We start from the raw sequence: 22,017 nt of genomic DNA, 5'->3' as shown, positions 1-22,017 counted from the left end.
AAATTTATGGAAATAGAAAAATCTTTAAATTTAAATTCAAATATTGCTTTTGTTTTTCCCGGTCAAGGTTCTCAGCATATAGGGATGGGGAGAGATTTTTTTGAAAATTTTAACGAAGCTCGCCATATCTTGGAAGAATCTTCGGACATCTTAAAGCAGGATATGAAAGATTTAATTCTCGGCGGCAACGAAAGCGAGTTGAACTTGACGGAAAATACGCAACCTGCACTTTTGACCGTAAGCATTGCTATACTTAGAGTGATAGAAAAAGAATTCGGCTTAAAGCCGAAATGCGTATCAGGACATAGCTTGGGAGAATATACCGCAAATGTTTCTGCCGGAAGCATCGATTTTGATTACGCTCTCTTAATAGTCAAGAAAAGAGGATTGTTTATGCAGACGGCTTGTCCGGTAGGTTTCGGCAAAATGGCGGCAGTTATAGGCCTTGACGACGGCATAATAAAAAACGTTATAAAAGAAATAAATACTTCAAAAAATGAAGAAGGAGTTTTTATAGCAAACTTAAATTCTTCGGTTCAGACGGTAATATCCGGAATTTCGTCTTTTATAGACGAAACTTGTGCGCTGCTTAAGGAAAAAGGAGCAAAAAAAATAGTTATGATTCCAGTAAGCGCTCCGTTTCATACGCCTTTTATGGCTAAAGCAAAGGAAAACCTTTCATTGTTTATAGACGCAAACCGTTTTAACGATGCCGGTTTTGAAATATTTTCTAACGCAACGTCGCTTAATTATTTTAAAAAAGACGATGCCGTCAAACTGCTTTTAGAGCAGATAACGTCGCCGGTTATGTGGAAAGATTTAGTGATAAATATGGAGAAAATATCCGGAGTTACTAAATTTATAGAAATTGGACCGTCAAACGTATTAAGCGGATTAATTAAAAGAATAGATAAAAATGTAGACGCAGTCTCAATTAATTCCGTGGATTCGCTTAAAGAATTCGAGAAAATAAAATTAGAAAATTGATAAATTCATTAAATATAGGAGCGTTTTATGTCCGTTAAAATAGACCTGAAAGGCAAAGTTTCCGTTGTGACGGGAGGTTCTTCCGGAATAGGACTGTCTATATCTAAGGTTTTGCTTAATGCAGGCGCAAGAGTTATAATAATCGACATAGACGATAAAAGATTTGAAACCGTTAAGGATGAAATAAAAAAAATATCGGAAAATTTTGATTTTTATACTTCAAACGTTAAAAATTCAGAAAAAATTTCCGATACTGTTAATGCGATTATAGCTAAAGAATCTAAAATAGATATTCTCGTCAATAATGCAGGAATAGTTAAAGACGGCCTGCTTATAAGGATGAGCGACGAAGACTGGTTAGACGTTATAAACGTTAATCTTAACGGTATGTTCTATATTACCAAAAATGTATTAAAACATATGTTTAAGGCAAAGTCAGGAAGAATAATAAGCATAGCCTCGGTTATAGGAGAAATAGGCAATACGGGACAGGCTAACTATGCCGCTTCTAAAGCAGGAATTATAGCTTTTACAAAATCTATAGCAAAAGAATATGCGGCGAGAGGAATACTCGCAAATGCGATAGCCCCCGGATTTATAAGGACGGTAATGACGGATAAATTGCCTGAAGACGTAAAAGATGCTATTAAAAAAAGTATTCCTTTAAACAAAATAGCCGAACCGGAGGAGATAGCAAACGCCGTTCTCTTCCTGTGTTCGGAACTTTCAGCCTATATTACCGGCACAGTTTTAAACGTCAACGGCGGGATGTATATGTAATGCAGGGGCAGAATTGAATTCTGTTTTCAAGTTGTTATGGGGACAGAATTGAATTCTGTCCCCATAATATATAATATATAACAAGGAGGAGGTGAAAATAAATGTCAGTGGAGAGCAAGGTTAAAGAGATTATCGTCGAGCAGTTGGGAGTTACGCCCGATGAAGTTACAAACGAAGCTTCTTTCGTTGAGGATCTCGGAGCAGATTCTTTAGATACCGTCGAATTAGTTATGGCTTTCGAGGAAGAATTCGGAATAGAAATATCCGACGAAGATGCCGAAAAAATTAAAACGGTTCAGGATGCCGTTTCATATATCGACGAACATACAAAATAATATAATTTATTTACAATGTACTAAATTATTCTTATTATGGAAAAAATTAATTGCAAAAGAAGGGTCGTCGTAACAGGATATTCCATGATTACGGCGCTCGGCAACGACGCAGAAACTTCATGGGAAAGAATGATCAAAGGAGAAAGCGGCGTAGGACGCATTACAAGATTTGATACCGAAGGCTATACGACAAAAATAGCCGGCGAAGTTAAAGGATTTGATCCGGAAAAATTTATAGAAAAAAAAGAAGTTAAAAAGATGGATCAGTTCATACACTATGCCGTAGCAGCGTCTAAGATGGCTTTAGATATGTCGGGGCTTCAAATTAACGATGCTAACGCCCACAAGATAGGCGTTTGGATTGGAGCCGGCATAGGCGGTCTTATGACTATAGAAAAATATCACACTATGCTTTTAGAGAGCGGACCCAAAAAGATTTCCCCGTTTTTTATACCGATGCTTTTGATAAATCTTGCTCCGGGGCAGGTTTCTATAATGACCGGAGCAAAAGGGCCTAACGCAAGTACGGTATCGGCTTGTTCAACCGGTACAAATTCTATCGGAGACGCTTATAAAATTATTGCAAGAGGCGATGCCGACGCAATGATAGCCGGAGGAGCCGAATCGACTATATCGCCTCTGTGTATTTCGGGTTTTAACGCTATGAAAGCTCTTTCCACAAGGAACGACGAACCCGATAAGGCTTCAAGGCCGTTTGATAAACAAAGGGACGGTTTCGTAGTCAGCGAAGGCGCAGGCATATTAATTTTGGAAGAAATGAATTCCGCGCTTGAAAGAGGAGCAAAAATATATGCCGAGATAGTAGGATACGGAGTGTCTTCGGACGCATATCATTTATCTACGCCGGATCCCGAAGCTAAAGGCGCGTATTACAGCATGAAAAATGCGATTGAAGACGGAGGGATAAATCCAGCCGACTTGGATTACGTAAATGCCCACGGGACGTCGACTTATTATAACGATTTAAATGAAACCAAAGCTATAAAACAGCTTTTTGGAGATAAAGCGTATAAACTTAAAATAAGTTCTATTAAATCTATGATAGGGCACTCATTAGGAGCCGCAGGAGGAATAGAGGCGGTTGCTACAGTGTTGACCGTTAAAACGGGAATTATACCGCCGACTATTAATCTTGAAGAAAGGGATGAAGAATGCGATCTGGATTACGTCCCTAACACGGCTCAAAAAGGGGACATAAAGTTTGCCATATCGAATTCTTTCGGCTTCGGCGGCACTAACGCTACGTTAGTCTTTAAAAAATGGGAGGGTTGATACATACATGATATATTTAGGTTCTGATCATGCCGGTTTTGAATTAAAAGAATCTATAAAAGATGCGCTTGAAAAAAAAGGCGTAAAGTATCTCGATATTGGGACGGATTCTTTAAAGAGCGTGGATTATCCGGATTATGCGCTGAAAGTAGCCGAAAAAGTCAAAGAAGATAAAGATGCAAATTCTTTTGGAATATTAGTATGCGGTACCGGAATAGGAATGGAAATAACGGCAAATAAAGTTGACGGGATCAGGGCGGCGTTAGTATACGACGAATATACTTCGCAGGTTGCGAAAGAGCATAACAACGCTAATATAATAACGATGGGCGGAAGGACTACTACTCCCACGGAAGCATTAAGATTTATAGACAGGTTTATGTCTGCAAAATATGAAGGAGGCAGGCATGAAAACAGAATTAATAAAATAAGTTCTATAGAGAAACTAAATATATAAAAATATTTAAAAAGGTGAAAATAAATTGGATTTTAAAAATCTTGAAGAAACAGATATCGAAGTTTACGAGTTTATAAAAAAAGAGGTCAACAGACAAAGAAACTCAATAGAATTGATAGCTTCCGAAAATTTTGTATCTCCTGCGGTTATGCAGGCGCAGGGTTCCGTTTTAACGAACAAATATGCGGAAGGATATCCAAAAAAAAGATATTACGGCGGATGCGGCTATATAGACGATATAGAACAGCTTGCAATAGACAGGATTAAAAAAATATTTAACGCCGAATATGCAAACGTTCAGCCTCATTCCGGATCTCAGGCAAATATGGCCATATTTTACGCTTTTTTAAAACCCGGCGATACCGTTCTCGGAATGGATTTATCCCACGGAGGACATTTAACTCACGGAAGTCCCGTAAATTTTTCAGGCAAATATTTCAATATTATTCCTTACGGAGTAAATAAATCTACGGAGACTATAGACTACGAAGAATTAAGAAAAATAGCCATAGAAAATAAACCTAAAATGATAATTGCCGGCGCAAGCGCATATCCTAGAATTATAGATTTTAAAAAATTCAAGGATATAGCAGATGAGGTTGGTTGCTATCTTATGGTGGACATGGCGCATATAGCCGGATTGGTAGCGGCGGATCTTCATCCAAACCCAGTACCTTATGCCGATTTTGTAACTACTACGACGCATAAGACGCTAAGGGGTCCCAGAGGAGGAATTATACTTGCAAAGGCTAAATACGAAAAGGAGCTTAACTCGGCAATATTTCCAGGAATTCAGGGCGGTCCGCTCGAGCATGTAATTGCCGCAAAAGCCGTGGCTTTCAAAGAAGCGTTAAGCGAAAATTTTAAAAATTATCAGAGGCAGGTCGTGTTTAATGCCGCGGCTCTTGCCAATACGCTTCAAAGTAACGGTTTTTCCTTGATATCCGGCGGTACGGATAATCACTTGATGCTTGTAGATTTCAGAAAATCGGAAATGACCGGCAAACAGGCGGAGGCATTACTAGACGAAGTAGGTATAACAGTAAATAAAAACAAGATTCCGTTCGACGAAAGATCTCCTTTCGTTACAAGCGGAATAAGGATAGGTACTCCGGCGGTTACGACAAGAGGCATGAAGGAAAACGAGATGGTAAAAATAGGCGAATTTATAGTAGAAGTTTTAAAAAATCCCGGCGACGAAACAGTCAAAAACGACATAAAACAAGAAGTACATGCTTTATGCGCCAAGTTCCCTCTGTATGAAACATTATTATGAAATGCCCTTTTTGCCTTAACGACGACGACAAAGTCGTAGATTCGAGAATATCGAAAGACGGTAGATCTACTAAACGAAAAAGGCAGTGTAACGTCTGCGGAAAAAGGTTTACGACTTTAGAAACCGTTATTTCTTCATCTCCTTTAATAATTAAAAAAGACGGAAGAAGAGAATCGTTCGACAGGCAAAAAGTTCTCAACGGTTTAATAAAAGCATGCGAGAAAAGGCCCGTTCCGTACTACAACATAGAAGAAATAGTAATTTCAATAGAGAAATGGTTCGAGGAAACTAATTTAAAAGAGATAAAAAGCGAAGAAATAGGAAAGCATGTCTTAAATAAATTAAAAAATTTGGATGCAATAAGTTACGTCCGGTTTGCTTCCGTCTATCTTTCCTTTAAAGATATAAACGAGTTATACGAAAATGTCTCCGAACTCATCAAAAAAAAATCTTAATAAACATACATACGACAAAGACGAATATTTTATAGCCAGAGCTTTAAATCTTGCAAAAAAAGGACAAGGATTAACTTCTCCCAATCCAGCCGTCGGAGCCGTAGTAGTTAAAAACGGTATTATAGTCGGCGAAGGATTTCACGAAAAAGCGGGTCAGCCCCATGCGGAAGTTATAGCTTTAAATAATGCGGGAAAAGATGCCGAAGGCGGTACTATATACGTAACGTTAGAACCGTGCAGCCATTTCGGAAAAACTCCTCCGTGCGTGCATAAAATTAAAGAGTCCGGAATAAAAAGAGTAGTATCGGCGATTAAGGACCCAAACCCTTTGGTATCGGGAAAAGGATTGGAATATTTACTAAATAACGGTATTGAAGTAAAAGACGGCGTTCTCTCAAAAGAAGCTAATCGGATTAACGAAATTTTTTTTAAATACATAACTACGGGTATGCCTTTTATAACCGTTAAAGAGGCCGTTACTTTAGACGGAAATTTGGGCTATAAAACCGATACAGAAAAAGTATATATCTCGTCGCCTAAATCTTTAGAATATACTCATTATATCAGGTTTATCAACGATGCCGTGATGATATCGGCAAAAACCCTAATAAAAGACGACCCTTCGTTAGACGTTAGAATAAATAAATCCGATATGAAAGAAAAATTTCTAAAAAAAAGATGGACTAAAATAGTTTTAGATTCTTATTTAAATACTCCTCCGAACTCAAAAATTTTTAAAAGTCACGGCGATGTTTTAATTTTTGCTTCAAATGATTACGATGAAGCAAAGGTGAAAAGAAAAAAGCAATTAGAAGAAAAAGGTGCAATTATAGCAGATGTATATTATAATATTAAAGAAGGTAAAAAATTATTAAACTTGGAATATGTGTTTAAAAAATGCGGTGAATTAAAAATAACCGGAATATTAGCAGAAGCCGGTCCGGAACTTTTTAGTTCGCTGATAAAAGAAAAATTTTGCGATAAATTAATTTTTAATGTTACTCCTTATATTTTAGGAAGAAAAAACGGGTTAGATTTGTTTGGACTGATAAATTTTGAATTTAACGAAAAAATTAATTTTTCAGATTTAACCGTAAAAAAAATTAAAGACGATGTATTTTTATCGTATTATCCCGAATTTGCTTAGACCGCTATATTTTAGCGTAGAAGTATAAATATATTAAATTTTAGGATAATGTATATTTTATGTTTACCGGTATAATAAAAGAGCTTGGGAAAGTTAAATCTATAAGCGGAGGCGTTATTTCGATAGCCGTAAAAGGCGCCGGAAAAAGCGCATATATAGGGCAGAGTATTTCGGTTAACGGAGTCTGCCTTACTGTGAAAAAAATAGCTTATCCGGTTTTATCTTTCGATTATACGCCTGCGACGTTTAATGCGTCCGCGTTAAAATATTTGAAAATTAACGAAGCCGTAAATATAGAACCGGCTCTTTCGGTTAATTCGGATATCTCGGGACATTTTGTTCTAGGACACATAGACGGCATAGGGAAAATAACCGAAACTAAAAAATTCGGCAACTCTATAATAATCGGCATAAAAATAACGCATTCGATAGACGATAATTTAGAAAAATACATAATCGCAAAAGGTTCGGCGTCTATTGACGGAATCAGCCTTACGGTTAACGAAGTTAAAAGCGATACATTTTTAGTCAGCATTATTCCGTTAACATATAGAGAAACTAATCTTAATTATAAAACTACCGGCGATTACGTAAATATCGAATCCGATATAATAGAAAGAACGGTCGTCAGCCGTTTAAACGATTTAGGAGCGTCGAAACTTATCCGCGGCGGCGAAGGTAATGCGGTCAAAGAAAGAAACGGCTACGGCAAAGCGGGGGGCGTGACGATGGAATTTTTAACCGAAAACGGGTTTATTTAAAAATTATAGCGCATATATATTAATTATAGTATTGTGGATTGCATTAAAAAAAGGAGATGACCGATTATGAGTTTAGCTACCGTAGAAGAGGCGGCTGCAGATATAAAAGAAGGTAAAATGATTATACTCGTCGACGACGAGGACAGGGAAAATGAAGGAGATTTAGTAGTAGCGGCAGAGCATACCACCCCTGAAATTATAAACTTTATGACGAAATATGCCAGAGGCTTAATATGCCTTACGCTTACCGAAGAAAAAGCCGACAGTTTAGATCTCCCGCCTATGGTGGTTAATAACGAGTCAAAATTTACTACGGCGTTTACTGTTTCTATTGAGGCTAAAGAGGGAGTTACGACCGGCATCTCTGCGCACGACAGGGCGAAAACTATATTAACGGCTATAAAGGACGACGCAAAACCCTCAGACCTGGTAAGACCCGGCCATATTTTCCCTCTTAGGGGTAAAAACGGCGGCGTATTAACAAGAACCGGACAGACGGAAGGCTCTATAGATATAGCCAGAATAGCAGGTTTAAAGCCATACGGAGTTATATGCGAAATAATGCACGACAACGGAACTATGGCGAGGATGCCTGATTTAATAGAGTTTTCAAAAAAATTCGATATTAAAATTTTAACTATTAAAGATTTGATAAATTACAGGCTTAAACATGAAAAACACGTTAAGCGGCTTGTCGAATCTAAAATTCCTACCGAATTTGCAGGGGATTTTAAAATTATAGCTTATTCTAACGATATAGACTTTGAAGAACATGTTGCTTTAGTTAAGGGAGAAATTAACAAGAATGAACCCGTTTTGGTGAGAGTCCATTCGCAGTGTCTTACCGGAGATATTTTCGGATCTATGAGGTGCGACTGCGGAGACCAGTTAAAGGCGGCTATGAAAATGATAGACGAGGAAGGCAAAGGCGTAATACTTTATCTAATGCAGGAAGGCAGGGGAATCGGCTTGGTAAATAAATTAAAGGCGTATAACCTTCAAGACGAAGGCTACGATACGGTAGAAGCAAACGAAAAATTAGGATTTAAAGCCGATTTAAGGGAATACGGCGTAGGCGCTCAAATTTTGGTCGATATAGGAGTAGGGAAAATGAGGCTTATGACTAATAATCCTAAAAAAATAATAGGGCTTGAAGGATACGGACTAAGTGTAGTCGAAAGGGTCCCCATAGAGATATGTCCTAACGAAACCAATAAACATTATTTGGAAACTAAAAAAGAAAAAATGGGACATCTGCTGAAAATTAAGTAAAACCATAATTATAATTTAATTATTTAATTTAAGGGAGTATGCAATGGGAATGCACGGTTTTAATTTGATTGAAGGAGAGCTGAAAGCCGCCGGTTTTAAATTCGGCATAGTTATATCGAGATTTAACGATTTTATTAACGGCAAACTTTTGTCCGGAGCCTTAGATTATCTTAAAAGAGCTGGCGCTGTGGATGATAACGTTTCCGTAGTAAAAGTCCCCGGAGCGTTTGAAATTCCTATGGCTGTAAAAATGCTGCTGGAAACAAAAAAATATGACGCCGTAATATGCTTGGGAACGTTAATAAGAGGCGAGACCACTCACTTTGACCTTTTATCTAATCAAGTTACGAAATTAATTTCCGAACTTTCGATTCATTATAACGTTCCGGTAAGTTACGGAATTATAACTGCGGAATCAATAGAACAGGCTATATCGCGCGCAGGAACTAAGATGGGCAATAAAGGTTTCGATGCCGCAATGTCTGCGGTCGAAATGGCAAGTCTTTACGCAAAAATTAAGAAGAGCTGAAAATAAAAAGCCGTATATGACCAAAAGAAGAAAAGCAAGAGAGCTGGCGTTGCAGTTTTTATACGAAGAAGACGGCGATATAAGCAACTTGGATTATAAAATAAACAGATTTTATAACGATTTTGCGGTGGAAAGCCTAAAGAGAGACGGATTTATAAAAACAAAAGAAGATTTAAATAAAAAGAAAGATACAGCGGAAATATTAGATTTTTTTTCTTCAATAGTTAAGGGAACGCTGATAAATTTAAAAAAAATCGACGAAGTAATAAAAAATATTTCCAAAAACTGGAGTATAGAAAGAATGTCGCGCGTGGACAGAAATTTATTGAGGCTTTCTATTTACGAGATTATTTTTGCGCCTGAAACTCCCAAAAACGTCGTTATTAACGAGGCGGTAGAAATCGCAAAAAAATTTGGAAACGACGAATCTCCTGCATTTATTAACGGTATTTTAGATGCGGCGATAAAGGTTAAATAAGTTAATTCGGCAGATAAAACTTAACTAATCAAATTAGAAAGGGGTAAAAATGGAGAACAAACAACTATTAAATTACGGCATTAACGTACTCGACATCAGAGGGCTTTGCTGAGGCCCTCCGGTATGGGCGGTCGTCCGTAAACTTAAAACTTTGAAACAAAACGATATCTTAACCGTAATTTCGGATAAGGATTCTTTGTTAAACGATATACCCGCATTATGTTCTTTAATGGGCGTGCAGTTGCTAAATGCGGTAAACTTAAAAGACCTTTATGTATTTTTCATAAAAAATAAAAACTGGGAATAAATAAAAATGTTAAGAAACAATAATAGAGCTGTCGACGAAATGAGACCTATGCTTATAACTCCGGGTTATATGAAATATGCCGAAGGTTCTTGTCTCGTTGAAGCGGGAGATACTAAAGTAATATGCACCGCATCCGTAGATTATAAGGTGCCGCCGTTTTTAAAAGACAAAGAAGAAGGATGGCTTACGGCGGAATATTCGATGCTCCCAAGGTCTGCGCAAAGCAGAATACCGAGGGATTCGTCAAAAGGAAAAGTAAACGGGCGGGCGCAGGAGATACAGAGATTAATCGGCAGGTCGCTTAGGTCGGTTATTAATTTTTCATATTTTCCCGGCATAACTATTCTTATAGACTGCGACGTTATAAACGCCGACGGCGGAACGAGAACGGCTTCCATAACCGGCGCTTACGTAGCCGCATACTTAGCGTTTTTAAATCTCATAAAACAAGAAAAAATTGAAAAAATGCCGTTTTACGACTCCGTCGCCGCAATAAGCATAGGCATAGTAAACGGAGAAATTCTGGTAGATTTAGATTATTCGGAAGACTCGACCGCCGATCTGGATTTTAATTTTATAATGACGGGCAGCCAAAAAATTATCGAAATTCAGGGATGCGCCGAAAAAACGCCTATAGAATTTGAAGTTCTCGACAAACTTTATAACCTTTCTAAAAAGGCGGTTGCAAAAATCACGGAATTGCAGAATAATGCAATATCCAATACGGCAATATAGTTTTTTTATTAGAATCCTCTTTATTTTCTAAATACATACGACTATTTTATTCTTTAATCAAATTCATCATGTCAAAACAAATTTTGTTAAAAATATTAGATTTTATGATAAAATACAAATAAATTAATATTTTTCACAGTAAATATATCAAAAAACAATGAGACTTTCCGATTTAGAAAAAAGGGTATTGATAGAACAGGCAAAAAAATACTTCGGCAATAATGCTAAAGTTTATCTTTTCGGAAGCAGAATATACGACGATAAGAAGGGCGGAGATATAGATATATTAATTGAAACTGATAAAGATATCGAAAAACTTGCAGAACTTAAGTTTTTAACAAGCTTTCGCAGGCTTGCGGCAGACAGAAAAGTGGATTTAATAGTAAAAACTCCTTCTTCTCAATTTAAGCCTATTCAGGAAACGGCTAAGAACGAGGGAATTTTACTATGTTAGAAGAAACGCTTGAAATTATTGATATTAATATAAAAAGAGCCGAAAGCGATTATAAAGAAATAAAATCTTGGAATGCGTTAATGCCGCAATTTTTTGACGACGATAACAAAAGGCGCGTTATAGATTCTTTTATTTTTCGTTTTATTAAAATTCAGGACTTAATGGGCGAAAAGCTTTTTAAGGAAGTTTTGGCGAGTTTAGGAGAATATAAAAGAAATATGTCTTTTATAGACATTCTTGATAAAATGGAAAAATTAGAAATAATAGACAGCGCAGATAAATGGAATGATTATAGGGAATTAAGGAACGGTTTATCGCATGAATATCCTCTTAATGAAGAGGAAATCGTAAAAGATATAAAACTGGCGACGACGGTCTTCGAAGATATTTGTAATGTTTATTTAAACATAATAAAATATCTTAAAAATAAAAAAATAATTTCTTGACAATTTTTTCGTAATATGCCAAAATTATAAAAAATACGGCAATGGGGTTTGCCTAACCGCTTTGTATAAATACAAGCTAATAACTCCTACATCGCATATTGGTTGACGCAGTATTATAAGCGTTGCCGATTTATTGATTAAACGTAATGTAGAAAAAGGAGTATCGGCTTATTATAATGAGCGGCTATCTAAATTTATGCCTAAATTCGACCGTTTTTCAAGTCTTTCAGGTTCTAACGGTTATATTAAGTTCTCCATTTATCGCAGGGTTTATATCGAAAGCGGAAGAAATCATAGAAGGCAAGACCGGACCGTCGGTTTTTCAGCCATATTACGACCTCTATAAACTTTTTCATAAAGAAATTTTAATACCGAAGGATGCATCGTTTGTCTTTAGGTCGGCTCCGTTTGTTTCTTTTATTTCGATGATACTCATAACCCTTCTGATTCCTGTTTTAACGGCATATCCGCTTCCTCTCGGGTTTATGGGCGATATGCTGGGCGGAGCGTTTCTGTTTTCTCTTTCATCATTTTTTATAAATATTGCGTCCCTTGACCTCGGCACAAGCTATGGCGGGTTAGGTTCTTCGCGCGCCACCCTTCTTGCCATTCTTTCCGAACCTACCTTAATTCTTGTTTTTGTAGGCGTTGCTTTAATCGCAAAATCGACTCTTCCTTATGTTATGCTTCATACTATAACTGCGTCCCTGCCTCTTTATTTCAGTTCGCCGCATTTTATGATAATTGCCGCCTTTTTCCTGTTATTTTTAGCCGATACGGACAGGAGGCCTATTAACGCTTCTACCCATGCCGAGATGAGTATGATTGAGGAAGCTAGGATTTTACAATACTCGGGGCCGTATCTGGCATTATTAAAATGGGCGGGATACATGAAGCAGTTTTTACTTTTAGTTATTTTTTTGAACGTTCTGGTTTTTCCATGGGGTTTAGCTGTAAATCATACGCCGGTCTCTCTTATTATAGCTATAGCAACCCTTGTTATAAAAATGCTTGCAATCGGGGTAATCGCCGCAGTGATAGATACGGCAATTTCAAGATTAAGGTTTTTCAGGTATCAAGAATATTTCGGAGCCGCGTTTGTTTTAAGCGTGCTTGCCATAATGACTTTTCAATACAAGGGGTTTTAAAAAATGCTTGGATACTCAATGCCGCTTTACATTTACGTTATCGAAGACCTTCTGGTATCGATGGTTCTTTTGTCCTCGTTCGTAATGCTGAGTTCTAGATGGATTTCGTTTTATATACACGCTTACGGTTTCCAGTCATTTTTAATATTCGTCCTTACCCTGATTCTGGGAATAGAAGCCCAAAGCGTAGATTTGTATCTTGTCGCTTTTTTAACGCTTTTCGTAAGAACTATATTTGTTCCTTACATTCTTTTAAAAATGATAAAAAAATTTAACATTAAAGAAGAAGTAAAATTGACCCTTAAAATACCGTTTTCAATTATTTCAGGCGTTGTTTTAACGGTTTTTGCCTATTTTTTGATATACAGATTGATTTCCCCGTTTTCTTCTAAAATAGTCGTAAATGTTGCTTCAATTGCTTTAAGTTTAATATTTGTAGGATTTTTTATGATTATCTCGAGATTTACTACGATAACGCATATTTTGGGACTTCTTGTTATAGAAAATGGAATATTTCTTTTATCGGTCGTCGTAGTTCCAACTCTTCCGATAATAGTAGAGCTGGTAGTTTTATTCGATATTCTGGTAACGGTAACGGCAATGCTGATTCTTTCGATGTTTATGAAGATGCGGACGGGATCATTTTCCACTTCTATGTTAAACAGACTGGTAGGTTAAAATCATATGAATATGAAACTTTTTATAGTTATAGTTTTGATAATTCCGATAGTCGCATCTTTAAGTTCTTATATTTTAAAAAATAAAAGATTTGCGGAATACATAAGTCTTTTAGCATCTTCTTTAGATATTATAGGCGCGTTTATTATTCTTTATTTTGTGTTAAATTTTAAACCGATTTTTTTGTTTAATAATGCGATAGCAATAGACAAATTTTCCGCTTATTTAATTCTGCTTGTAAGTATAGTTTATTTTCTTTCGTCTATTTACAGTATTTCATATATGAGGCTCGCTATAAATAATGAAAAGATGACCGAAAATGAATTTTTTAGGTATGAACTTTTTTTTAATCTTTTTGCGTTGACTATGCTGGTTGCCCCTATGATTAATAATATGGCGGTTTACCTTATAGATATCGAACTTACGACTATTACAAGCTCCTTTTTGGTAATATCCGAGGTTACCGAAAAATCTATAGAAGCTGCATGGAAATATATTTTAGTAGTGTCTTCCGGAATATCGCTTGCTCTTCTAGGCACAATCTTATTCTACCTTTCAGGAAACATTCCTGGAAGCGCAAACATAGTTTCATCTTTAGACTGGACGGTTCTTGGTTCAAATGCCGTTTATCTTAACGAAGGTATAGTGCGTATAGCTTTTGTATTAATAGTAATAGGATTAGGGACAAAAGTAGGACTTGCTCCTATGCATACATGGGTTCCCGACGCCTATTCGGAAGCACCTTCTCCCGTATCGGCTATGCTATCGGCATCCTTAGAAAACGTAGCCCTATACGGTATTATTAGATATTTCGGTATTGCCGGAAAAAGCTTAGGGTTCGGTTATCCCGAGGTTATACTTATTGCTGTAGGCATATTCTCAATTTTTATAGGAGTAATGGGAATAATTTACCAAAACAGTTCAAAAAGGCTTTTTGCTTATTCCAGCATAGAGCATATGGGAATAATTACTTTAGGTTTCGGTCTTGGCGGAATATTTGGAACGTTTGGGGCGCTTTTACAGATGTTGGGACACACCCTGACAAAATCTACAATGTATTTCGGCGCCGGGAATTTTTTACATAAGTTCAAGACTAAAAATATTAAAAAAATCAAGGGAGTTTTTCATATTATGCCGAAAACCGCTTTTTTGTTTTCTATAGGTTCCGTTGCGTTGATCGGAGTTCCTCCGTCGGTAATCTTTATAAGCGAATTTTTAATTATACTTCAGAGTTTAAAAGACGGTTATTACTTGATAGCTGTTATATTAATAGGTTTTTTATTAGCTGCTTTTATAAGCTTACTCACGAAATCTGGTTCAATGGTTTTCGGTAAAGCGGACGAAAATTTTAACGAGGAAAGAGGCGATTTTTCGCCGTTTTCATATGTGCCTATGTTACTGCCGCTCGCGGCATCGTTAATTTTAGGATTTTATATTCCAAGCGGTCTGCATAATTTATTAATTGGGATAGTCCATATCATAAATTTTAAAATAAAATAAAATAAAAATTTACAAAAGTTATGAATCACGGCAAATATAAATTTTTGGGAGATTACGAGTTTATCTGGGGTCCGGTAAGAAAAGGCGTTTCCGAGTCTATTTTATTTAATTTTCTGTCGTCGGGGGAAGAGCTTCATAATTTAGAAATTACGGCAGGTTATAAGACAAGAAATGTTAAAACCATTCTTGCCGGAAAAAGAAATTTATACGAACAGATTTTGCTTATAGAGAGAATATCGGGACTTCACGCTTTTTCCGCATCCCTGAGCTGCTGCCTCGGCGTTGAAGATTTCTTAGGGCTTAAGGATAAAATACATAATAATATTAAAATTCTGCGAATGTTTTTTGCAGAATTTGAAAGAATCAGAAACCATATAGAAAATTTATCGGAAATAGCCGAGTCCACCTATATTCAGGTTCCTTCCGCTTTATATGCCTATCATGCGGAGGCGTTAAAACAGTTGTCTCATAAGTATTTAAAATCCCGTTATTTTATGGGCATTAACGAAATAGGCGGAATCAGAGTAAATTTATCGCTCGAAGATATCGAAAATATTTTTAATTCCGTAAGATTAATCGTAAATAAAGTTCAGGAAATAATTAAAAAAAATATGGAAACAAAATCCCACATAGACAGATTGAAGACTACCGGAAAAATAGATTTAAAAACGGCAAAGCGGTTCTGCGCAAAAGGAGTTGCAGCAAAAAGCGCAGGTATTTCATCAGATTTAAGAATAAACAGGCCGTATCTTTTATACGGTAAAATAAACGTTAAACCCGTCGTATTTGAAGACGGAGATGCTTTTTCGAGATATATGGTCAGAATTGAAGAAATAGGGCAGTCTTTAAATATACTTGAATACTGTCGCGATATGCTTAAACGAAACGGATTTCGTTACACGGCGGATTATTTATCGAAGCGGGAAGAATTTGAAGAGTCGAAGGATTTGGAAAACCGATATTTTAAAGACGAAAAGTCAAAGCACGGTTTTGGATACGCGGAATCGTCCGAAGGAGCAATTTTTTGTTATATAAAAGATTTTGACGGTACTATTTTTAAAAAAATAAGCATAAAATATCCGTTTGAAAATAATTATAAATTGTTTGCCTGCGGTACAAAAAATACGATGATGATGGATTTTAACATAAACGAGACGAGTTATAATTTTTCCGTTGCGGCATTGGATAAATGAAGCGGAACAAAAACAATAAAGTTAAAAAAATCAATATAATAATGAATTATAATATAAGGATTAAAGCATAATGGCTTTCTGGACTTATAACGGATTAAAATTCGGAATAAAATCGGTTAAATTTCCTAAAGAAAACGATTTTTACGACGGGTTTATCTCATCGATAAAAATAAATGAACGGAAATGTTTAAATTTGACAAAAAAAGACAACGAGCGGGAACGGAAATGCAGGGAGTGCGAACTTGTTTGTCCGACGAAAGCAATAAACCTGAGTAATTTATCCGGTGAAGAAGAAATAAAGGAATGTGCGCCGTTAAAAGTTATCGATGCGGAAAGGTGTATTTTTTGCGGATTGTGCATAGACGTTTGTATCGATGTTAACGGCTCAGGAGGTATCGGCGCAATAAGTTATGCAGCAGGATTAGATTTCAATATACGTCCGCGAAATTATACGGCCGATAAAAAAATTTTTAAAAAATCGTTATTTGTTAAACATATAGATACGGGTTCTTGCGGGGCGTGCGAATCGGAAATAAACGCGTTAAACAATCCGTATTACAATATGCACAGGTTAGGAATATTTATTACGCCAAGTCCAAGGTTTGCCGATGTTTTGCTTGCGACCGGAACTTTTACGGAACGAATGAAGGAGGTATTTTTAAATGTTTTAGATAATATTCCGAAACCGAGGTTTATCGTTTTGGCAGGTTCATGCGCTATTTTCGGCGGCATTTTCGAGAACGAAACGGCAAAGGGGGCGGAGGATTCAAACCTGCTTGCTTTACTCGATAACGAAAACGTAATTATGCTGCCGCACTGTCCGCCAAATCCTTTTGAAATATTAAACGTTTTGCTGTTAATAAAAAATGGCGGTTTAAAATGATGTATAATTATTATTATCTATTTTTACTTTTTTCGTTATCCGGCGTTATTGTTTCGATGATAGGTTTGATTTCGGGGGATAGATTTAAATCCATACCCTTCGTTTTTTCAAACATTCTATATATGGCGGCTTCCTTTACGGCTGTTTTATATTCGGTAATTTCGTTTATGGAAGCGGGAAATCTTTTAAACCTGTCGTTTCAGATTGGAAGATTTTTTCCGGCAGGCAGAATAATATTAAAATTCGACCCGCTAAGCGATTTTTTTATACTGTTTATTTTTTCGGTATTTTTTTATATAGCCCTCTACCAGATAAAATATATCGAAAAGATAGGGCGAGAGATAAATACGCCGCTTTTTTCGTTCCTGTTCGGCATAATGCTTATCAGCGTTTATTACGTCATTATTTCTTTTAACGGCTTTATATTCATAATTTTTTGGGAAATTATGGCGGTATCTTCCTATTTTCTTGTAATGACCAAACATTATGTCAAGGGAACCAAGAGGGCAGCTTTTTTAATGGCGGTCATAATGGAAATAGGCGCAATGCTTATAATAGTCGGTTTAATAATTTTATATTTGCATGCAAATAGTTTTAATTTCGAAACGCTTAAAAGTTTAACGATGCCGGCTTATGTAAAAGAAATAGTTTTTCTGTTGTTTTTATTCGGTTTCGGGGCAAAAATGGGCATAGTTCCACTTCATATATGGCTGCCTGAGGCTCATCCCGCGTCGCCTTCAGGAGTGTCCGGAGTTTTAAGCGGCGTGTTGACGTCCTGCGGAGTTTACGGGGTCATCAGGTTTGGACTTTATGTTCTTCATCCGCTAAACACTGCGTTAATGCTTGGTTCAATCGTATTGATTATTGCGGCGTCAACGATGTTTTTCGGCGTTTTATATATGTCTCAGACGCATGATATTAAAGTGCTGTTGTCATATTCTACCGTCGATAATATGGGTTTGATATTAACCGGAATAGGCGCATCGCTTTATTATAATTATTTCGGTTTGGCCGGTCTCTCAGCGCTTGCTCTCGTCGCCTCGCTATATGCTCTAATAAATCATGCGTTTTTTAAAAGCCTTTTATTTATGGGTTCGGGAAATATAGAATATGAAACGGGAAGCCACGATATCGATAAATTCGGAGGAATTTTAAAAGGCATGCCTTTGACCGGAGTGCTTATATTTATAGGGATTTTATCCGCCGCCGGAATTCCGCCGCTTAACGGGTTCGTTTCCGAATGGCTCAATCTCGAGGTTGTTTTTTTAGGTTTTCATATAAGTTCCGTTCTTCCAAGGATACTTATTTTTACGGTAGGAGCCATAATGGCTTTAAGTATGGCCGTTGCTGTTTCGACTTACGTAAAATTATACGGACTTACGTTTCTCGGTTTGCCGAAGTCAAAGGAAGCAAAACAAGCGAAAGAAGTTCCGTTTTCTATGAATATAGCCCTTTTAATACCGGCGCTTATCGGCATATCGTTGGCGGGCTTTATGTTTTTATATACTCCGGTTCTGTCAAAAGTATCGCAGTCTATATATCACATTAATATTAGCGGTAAAATATTAAAAAATTATATATTTATACCTTATTACAGCTCGTTTTCTGCGTCAAGCCCTGTTTACCTGTTTTTCGTATCTATCGCGTTTATATTAATCCTTTATATTTTATATAAAACTATAGTAAAACCCAAGCAGCGTTTCGTGGATTACGCATGGACAGGCGGCGGAAGCAAAAATTTAATAAATCCGCATGCGCAGGTATCGGCGCTGGGTTTTTCCAATGCTTTAAGAATTATGTTTAATCTTGTTTATAAAAAAAGAAGCAGGGTACATGTTCAAAGCGAAACATCAAAACATCCTCACGAACTTAAAAACCCTTTTCCTTACTCGTCTTATTATCATAATTCAAGCGGTTACGGCTCTTATATATTTCCGCTTATCGAATATTATCTATATCTGCCCCTGATAAAACTGTTCGAAAAAATCAGTTCCGTAACGACCGAACTTATGCAGAACGGTTCTTTAAATTTGTACATATTTTATATATTCTTCGTCTTTATCGCGGCTTTTTTTATAATCGTTATGATACCCTTGTAAAATTTATAATGCAGGAGGGACAGTTTCAAAACGAAACGATAAAAAAGCAATATTTTATTTATTTTAGTGTTTTTTAAAAGGCAGGGAGATTAAATTAGTCTTATGCGGTTTTTCATCAGCGTCGAGATCTTCAGCCTCTCCGGCTTCCGTCGTAAATACATCCATGCCGTCTTCGGCTTCGTTATGTACGTTATGATAATAATAAGTAAAATTGCCTTTCAATTTATTTTTGAAGTATTTAAATATCAGATATATTAGAAAATAATTTAAAAACGGAATCAAAAAAAGAACCGCTATGCAGTCGGTTATAAATCCGGGAATAAAAAACAGCACTCCGGCGATAAAGTAAGCCGCCGATTTAATAAAATTTTTATTTAAAATTTTTCCTTTTGAAAAATCGGATAGCGCATTTTGAAAAGCGGCATATTTAATTCTTTTAGTTATTACGTAACCGGCTATACTAAATAATATCAAAAGGCCGGCTGTTTCGGCATAGCCCAATCTTTCGGCTATTTCAATAAATACGTAAATTTCTAAAAATATATCTATAACTATTGCAAAAAAAATTTTTCCAAATAACCCCATTTATTTAATATACAACGAATTTAAATAATAATCAAATTTGAATTTTATTTAAATCTATTTTAAAAATATTTTTGCCGCCCGTATATTCGTATATAATTTTTAATCCATGTTTTTCTATTATTTGTTTTGTTATATACAAACCGAGTCCGAAGCCGTCTTTATTTTTTGCGTTAATATCTTTTGCAAAAGGCTCAAACATAGCGTCTTCTGAAATAGAAGGTTTTGCTCCTTCGTTTATTATGTTCAAAACGCCTTTTTCTATGTTTACGGTGACGGCCGATTCCTCGTTAGTTTTAAATTTAACCGCATTATCCAATAAATTTTTTATAGCTATGCTAAGCAGTTCGCAATCCGCTTTAACCGTATAATTCGTATTATCGGAAATAACGCTTATAATGCCGTCGTTTTTTACGAAAAGCAGTTCGGTTGCCCTGTCGATTACATCTTTTAAACTGCAGGCGTTCATATTTAAAATTTCGCTTCCCGCCGCTATTTTTTCCGCGGCGAAAAGTTCGTTTATAAGCATTTCAAGCCTGTTAAATATGTCCGAAAATATTCTTTTTTTATTTTCGTCTTCGTCTTTTAATAATTCGAGGGCAATTTTTCCTTTAGTAATAGGCGTTTTTAATTCATGGGCTATGTTTCTAATAAACCAAACTCTAGTATTCATGGTTTTTTTAAGATTATCTACAGCTTCTTTAAATTCTTTCGCTAAAAATCCTATCTCGTCTTTTCTTGATGCATAACCGCCTAAATCGACGTATATATTTCCATTTTTAAATTCTTCTATATTGTCCCTTAATTTTTTAAGAGGCCTTATAGAGCGGAATATACTGATATATAAAAGAATCAGTATAACGTTTAAACCTATCCATGCGGCTAATAAAACGTTCTGCCTTTCGTTTATGCCCGAAATTCTTTGTAATAAAAGATTAGTTGTTCCCGTTTTAGACTTGAAATATAAATACTTATTTCCGCCTGAGCTAAGTAAATTAAGCGTATAATTAAGGCGGGGAGGGTTTCTTCTTAATATAATTTTGCCGTTTTTTAAAATCTTATCGATATTTTTTTTATTTTTTAATAAATTAATGCCAAACATTTCGGCGTCTTTCAATTTATTTTTTTTAACCAGAAACACTGCTTTTCTAAGAAATTTGAAAGTTTCGACGCGGTTTATTATTTTATGCGCAAATAAATAGAAAAACAGCAGTACCGCGAAAGACAGAATAAAAACTATATTTATTTTAAACAATACGGAGTGCCTGTTAATTTTCATCGGAGTAAAATTTATATCCGTAACCCCTTATGGACTTAATGTATTTTGGATTTCGCGTATCGTCCCCTATTTTTTTTCTTATTCTTCCTATCAAAACGTCTACCGTCCTGTCTATACTCTCATAGCTCATAGTTTTAATATTTTCCAAAATATAATCCCTTGTAATAACGTTTCCTTTATTTTTATATAAAAGTAAAAAAAGTTCGTATTCCGCTGAGGTTAAGTCGACGGTTTTTCCGTTTTTTTTAATAAGCATTTTGTTTTCGTCTATTTCAAAGCCGCCGCCGTTATCAACCTCATTATTGCCGGCAACATTGCTTTTATTAGACGCTTTTCTTCTGGTTAACGCCCTGATCCTCGCTACAAGTTCTCGCGGATTGTATGGTTTTGCGACATAATCGTCGGCGCCTATTTCAAGTCCCGTTACTATGTCGGAATAATCGCCCCTTGCCGAAGAAATAATTATCGGAAGGGCATATAATTGAGAAACAGATTTGCATACTTCCAATCCGTCGGAGTCCGGTAACGTTAGGTCTAGAATTAAAAGGTCAAAGCCGTCTGCGTTCTCTTTTAAAGCGTTAAGTCCGCCTTCCGCCGTTTCAAAGTTTACCAGCTCTATATTAAATTTGTAAAGATATTCTTTTAAGAGTTCGGCGATTTCTTTGTCGTCCTCAATCATTATAACTTTTGTCATAATATTTAATGATAGTATGTAAAATAAAAAAAATTGTTAAAATTTAGCGTGCCTTAAAGGATATAATATAATAAATATCGAATTAAATTGCATTACTATATTAATTTGATAAATAAGACGGCGGAAGCGGCCGCATTAAGTTAATATAATGATAGCAAATAACGCAACCGCTTCGCAAAATTTAAAATTAACCGTTCCGGATGTCGATTAATATTGATAATGCCAATCGATATTCAATAAAATATAAAT

At 36.1% G+C, this 22,017-nt stretch carries 25 protein-coding genes; 22 read left to right on the top strand and 3 right to left on the bottom strand.

Annotation, left to right across the window (positions count from 1 at the left end):
* The first annotated feature begins 6 nt into the window (after positions 1-6).
* The 22 genes from fabD to EVJ48_00020 all read left to right on the top strand — a co-directional run bounded on the left by fabD (position 7) and on the right by EVJ48_00020 (position 19,213).
* Complete coding sequence (fabD, locus tag EVJ48_00125; protein RZV40364.1) at positions 7-987, top strand: [acyl-carrier-protein] S-malonyltransferase; 981 nt, start codon at positions 7-9, stop codon at positions 985-987.
* A gap of 27 nt (positions 988-1,014) precedes the next feature.
* Positions 1,015-1,767: a 3-oxoacyl-[acyl-carrier-protein] reductase gene (gene fabG, locus EVJ48_00120; GenBank protein ID RZV40363.1), complete on the top strand. Its 753-nt coding sequence runs from the start codon at positions 1,015-1,017 to the stop codon at positions 1,765-1,767.
* A gap of 101 nt (positions 1,768-1,868) precedes the next feature.
* Positions 1,869-2,102 carry an acyl carrier protein gene (locus EVJ48_00115; GenBank protein RZV40362.1) on the top strand — a complete coding sequence of 78 codons (234 nt, stop codon included), beginning with the start codon at positions 1,869-1,871 and terminating at the stop codon, positions 2,100-2,102.
* Positions 2,103-2,138: 36 nt separating this feature from the next.
* Positions 2,139-3,395, top strand: a complete 1,257-nt coding sequence (gene fabF / locus EVJ48_00110; protein RZV40361.1) for a beta-ketoacyl-[acyl-carrier-protein] synthase II — start codon at positions 2,139-2,141, stop codon at positions 3,393-3,395.
* 7 nt (positions 3,396-3,402) lie between these two features.
* The gene (gene rpiB / locus EVJ48_00105) at positions 3,403-3,852 is read left to right on the top strand and encodes a ribose 5-phosphate isomerase B (GenBank protein ID RZV40360.1); all 450 of its coding nucleotides are present in this window, start codon (positions 3,403-3,405) and stop codon (positions 3,850-3,852) included.
* Between the two features lie 25 nt (positions 3,853-3,877).
* Complete coding sequence (locus tag EVJ48_00100; protein ID RZV40359.1) at positions 3,878-5,128, top strand: serine hydroxymethyltransferase; 1,251 nt, start codon at positions 3,878-3,880, stop codon at positions 5,126-5,128.
* Positions 5,125-5,583, top strand: a complete 459-nt coding sequence (gene nrdR / locus EVJ48_00095; GenBank protein RZV40358.1) for a transcriptional repressor NrdR — start codon at positions 5,125-5,127, stop codon at positions 5,581-5,583. The genes EVJ48_00100 and nrdR overlap by 4 nt, the downstream gene beginning before the upstream one ends.
* Positions 5,552-6,730, top strand: a complete 1,179-nt coding sequence (ribD, locus tag EVJ48_00090) for a bifunctional diaminohydroxyphosphoribosylaminopyrimidine deaminase/5-amino-6-(5-phosphoribosylamino)uracil reductase RibD (GenBank protein RZV40357.1) — start codon at positions 5,552-5,554, stop codon at positions 6,728-6,730. Before nrdR ends, ribD begins: the two co-directional genes overlap by 32 nt.
* Positions 6,731-6,789: 59 nt before the next feature.
* On the top strand, positions 6,790-7,491 hold the full coding sequence (gene ribE, locus EVJ48_00085) for a riboflavin synthase (protein RZV40356.1): 702 nt from the start codon (positions 6,790-6,792) through the stop codon (positions 7,489-7,491).
* A 66-nt stretch (positions 7,492-7,557) separates the two neighbouring features.
* Positions 7,558-8,763, top strand: a complete 1,206-nt coding sequence (locus tag EVJ48_00080; protein ID RZV40355.1) for a bifunctional 3,4-dihydroxy-2-butanone-4-phosphate synthase/GTP cyclohydrolase II — start codon at positions 7,558-7,560, stop codon at positions 8,761-8,763.
* 49 nt (positions 8,764-8,812) lie between these two features.
* Positions 8,813-9,292 carry a 6,7-dimethyl-8-ribityllumazine synthase gene (locus tag EVJ48_00075; protein RZV40570.1) on the top strand — a complete coding sequence of 160 codons (480 nt, stop codon included), beginning with the start codon at positions 8,813-8,815 and terminating at the stop codon, positions 9,290-9,292.
* Positions 9,234-9,770 (top strand): transcription antitermination factor NusB, encoded by a 537-nt coding sequence (gene nusB / locus EVJ48_00070; protein ID RZV40354.1) that lies wholly within the window; start codon positions 9,234-9,236, stop codon positions 9,768-9,770. Before EVJ48_00075 ends, nusB begins: the two co-directional genes overlap by 59 nt.
* 151 nt (positions 9,771-9,921) lie before the next feature.
* The gene (locus tag EVJ48_00065) at positions 9,922-10,077 is read left to right on the top strand and encodes a hypothetical protein (GenBank protein RZV40353.1); all 156 of its coding nucleotides are present in this window, start codon (positions 9,922-9,924) and stop codon (positions 10,075-10,077) included.
* A gap of 6 nt (positions 10,078-10,083) precedes the next feature.
* Positions 10,084-10,812: a ribonuclease PH gene (locus EVJ48_00060; GenBank protein RZV40352.1), complete on the top strand. Its 729-nt coding sequence runs from the start codon at positions 10,084-10,086 to the stop codon at positions 10,810-10,812.
* Positions 10,813-10,969: 157 nt separating this feature from the next.
* Positions 10,970-11,266, top strand: coding sequence for a nucleotidyltransferase domain-containing protein (locus tag EVJ48_00055; GenBank protein ID RZV40351.1), 297 nt, complete (start codon positions 10,970-10,972; stop codon positions 11,264-11,266).
* Complete coding sequence (locus EVJ48_00050) at positions 11,260-11,712, top strand: hypothetical protein (GenBank protein ID RZV40350.1); 453 nt, start codon at positions 11,260-11,262, stop codon at positions 11,710-11,712. Before EVJ48_00055 ends, EVJ48_00050 begins: the two co-directional genes overlap by 7 nt.
* A gap of 176 nt (positions 11,713-11,888) precedes the next feature.
* The gene (locus tag EVJ48_00045) at positions 11,889-12,860 is read left to right on the top strand and encodes a formate hydrogenlyase (GenBank protein RZV40349.1); all 972 of its coding nucleotides are present in this window, start codon (positions 11,889-11,891) and stop codon (positions 12,858-12,860) included.
* A gap of 3 nt (positions 12,861-12,863) precedes the next feature.
* Entirely contained in the window at positions 12,864-13,538 is a 675-nt protein-coding gene (locus tag EVJ48_00040; protein RZV40348.1) for a hypothetical protein, read from the top strand.
* Between the two features lie 6 nt (positions 13,539-13,544).
* Positions 13,545-15,038: a hydrogenase 4 subunit F gene (locus EVJ48_00035; GenBank protein ID RZV40347.1), complete on the top strand. Its 1,494-nt coding sequence runs from the start codon at positions 13,545-13,547 to the stop codon at positions 15,036-15,038.
* A gap of 20 nt (positions 15,039-15,058) precedes the next feature.
* On the top strand, positions 15,059-16,231 hold the full coding sequence (locus tag EVJ48_00030; protein RZV40346.1) for a hypothetical protein: 1,173 nt from the start codon (positions 15,059-15,061) through the stop codon (positions 16,229-16,231).
* 70 nt (positions 16,232-16,301) lie between these two features.
* On the top strand, positions 16,302-17,114 hold the full coding sequence (locus EVJ48_00025) for a 4Fe-4S dicluster domain-containing protein (GenBank protein RZV40345.1): 813 nt from the start codon (positions 16,302-16,304) through the stop codon (positions 17,112-17,114).
* Positions 17,111-19,213, top strand: a complete 2,103-nt coding sequence (locus EVJ48_00020) for a hypothetical protein (protein RZV40344.1) — start codon at positions 17,111-17,113, stop codon at positions 19,211-19,213. Before EVJ48_00025 ends, EVJ48_00020 begins: the two co-directional genes overlap by 4 nt.
* Positions 19,214-19,276: 63 nt before the next feature.
* On the opposite strand, the gene EVJ48_00015 is transcribed toward EVJ48_00020, so the two are convergent.
* The 3 genes from EVJ48_00015 to EVJ48_00005 are packed head-to-tail and all read right to left on the bottom strand — an operon-like array spanning position 19,277 to position 21,768.
* Positions 19,277-19,798, bottom strand: a complete 522-nt coding sequence (locus EVJ48_00015; GenBank protein RZV40343.1) for an FxsA family protein — start codon at positions 19,796-19,798, stop codon at positions 19,277-19,279.
* Positions 19,799-19,829: 31 nt separating this feature from the next.
* A complete protein-coding gene (locus EVJ48_00010; GenBank protein ID RZV40342.1) occupies positions 19,830-21,074 on the bottom strand; it encodes a HAMP domain-containing histidine kinase in 1,245 nt (414 codons plus the stop codon).
* Positions 21,064-21,768 carry a response regulator transcription factor gene (locus tag EVJ48_00005; protein ID RZV40341.1) on the bottom strand — a complete coding sequence of 235 codons (705 nt, stop codon included), beginning with the start codon at positions 21,766-21,768 and terminating at the stop codon, positions 21,064-21,066. The genes EVJ48_00010 and EVJ48_00005 overlap by 11 nt, the downstream gene beginning before the upstream one ends.
* Positions 21,769-22,017 lie beyond the last annotated feature (249 nt).

Source organism: Candidatus Acidulodesulfobacterium acidiphilum, assembly GCA_008534395.1.
GTDB lineage: Bacteria > SZUA-79 > SZUA-79 > Acidulodesulfobacterales > Acidulodesulfobacteraceae > Acidulodesulfobacterium_A > Acidulodesulfobacterium_A acidiphilum.
Note: the sequence above shows the minus strand (reverse complement) of the source record. Positions and strands in the feature narration are given on the sequence as shown.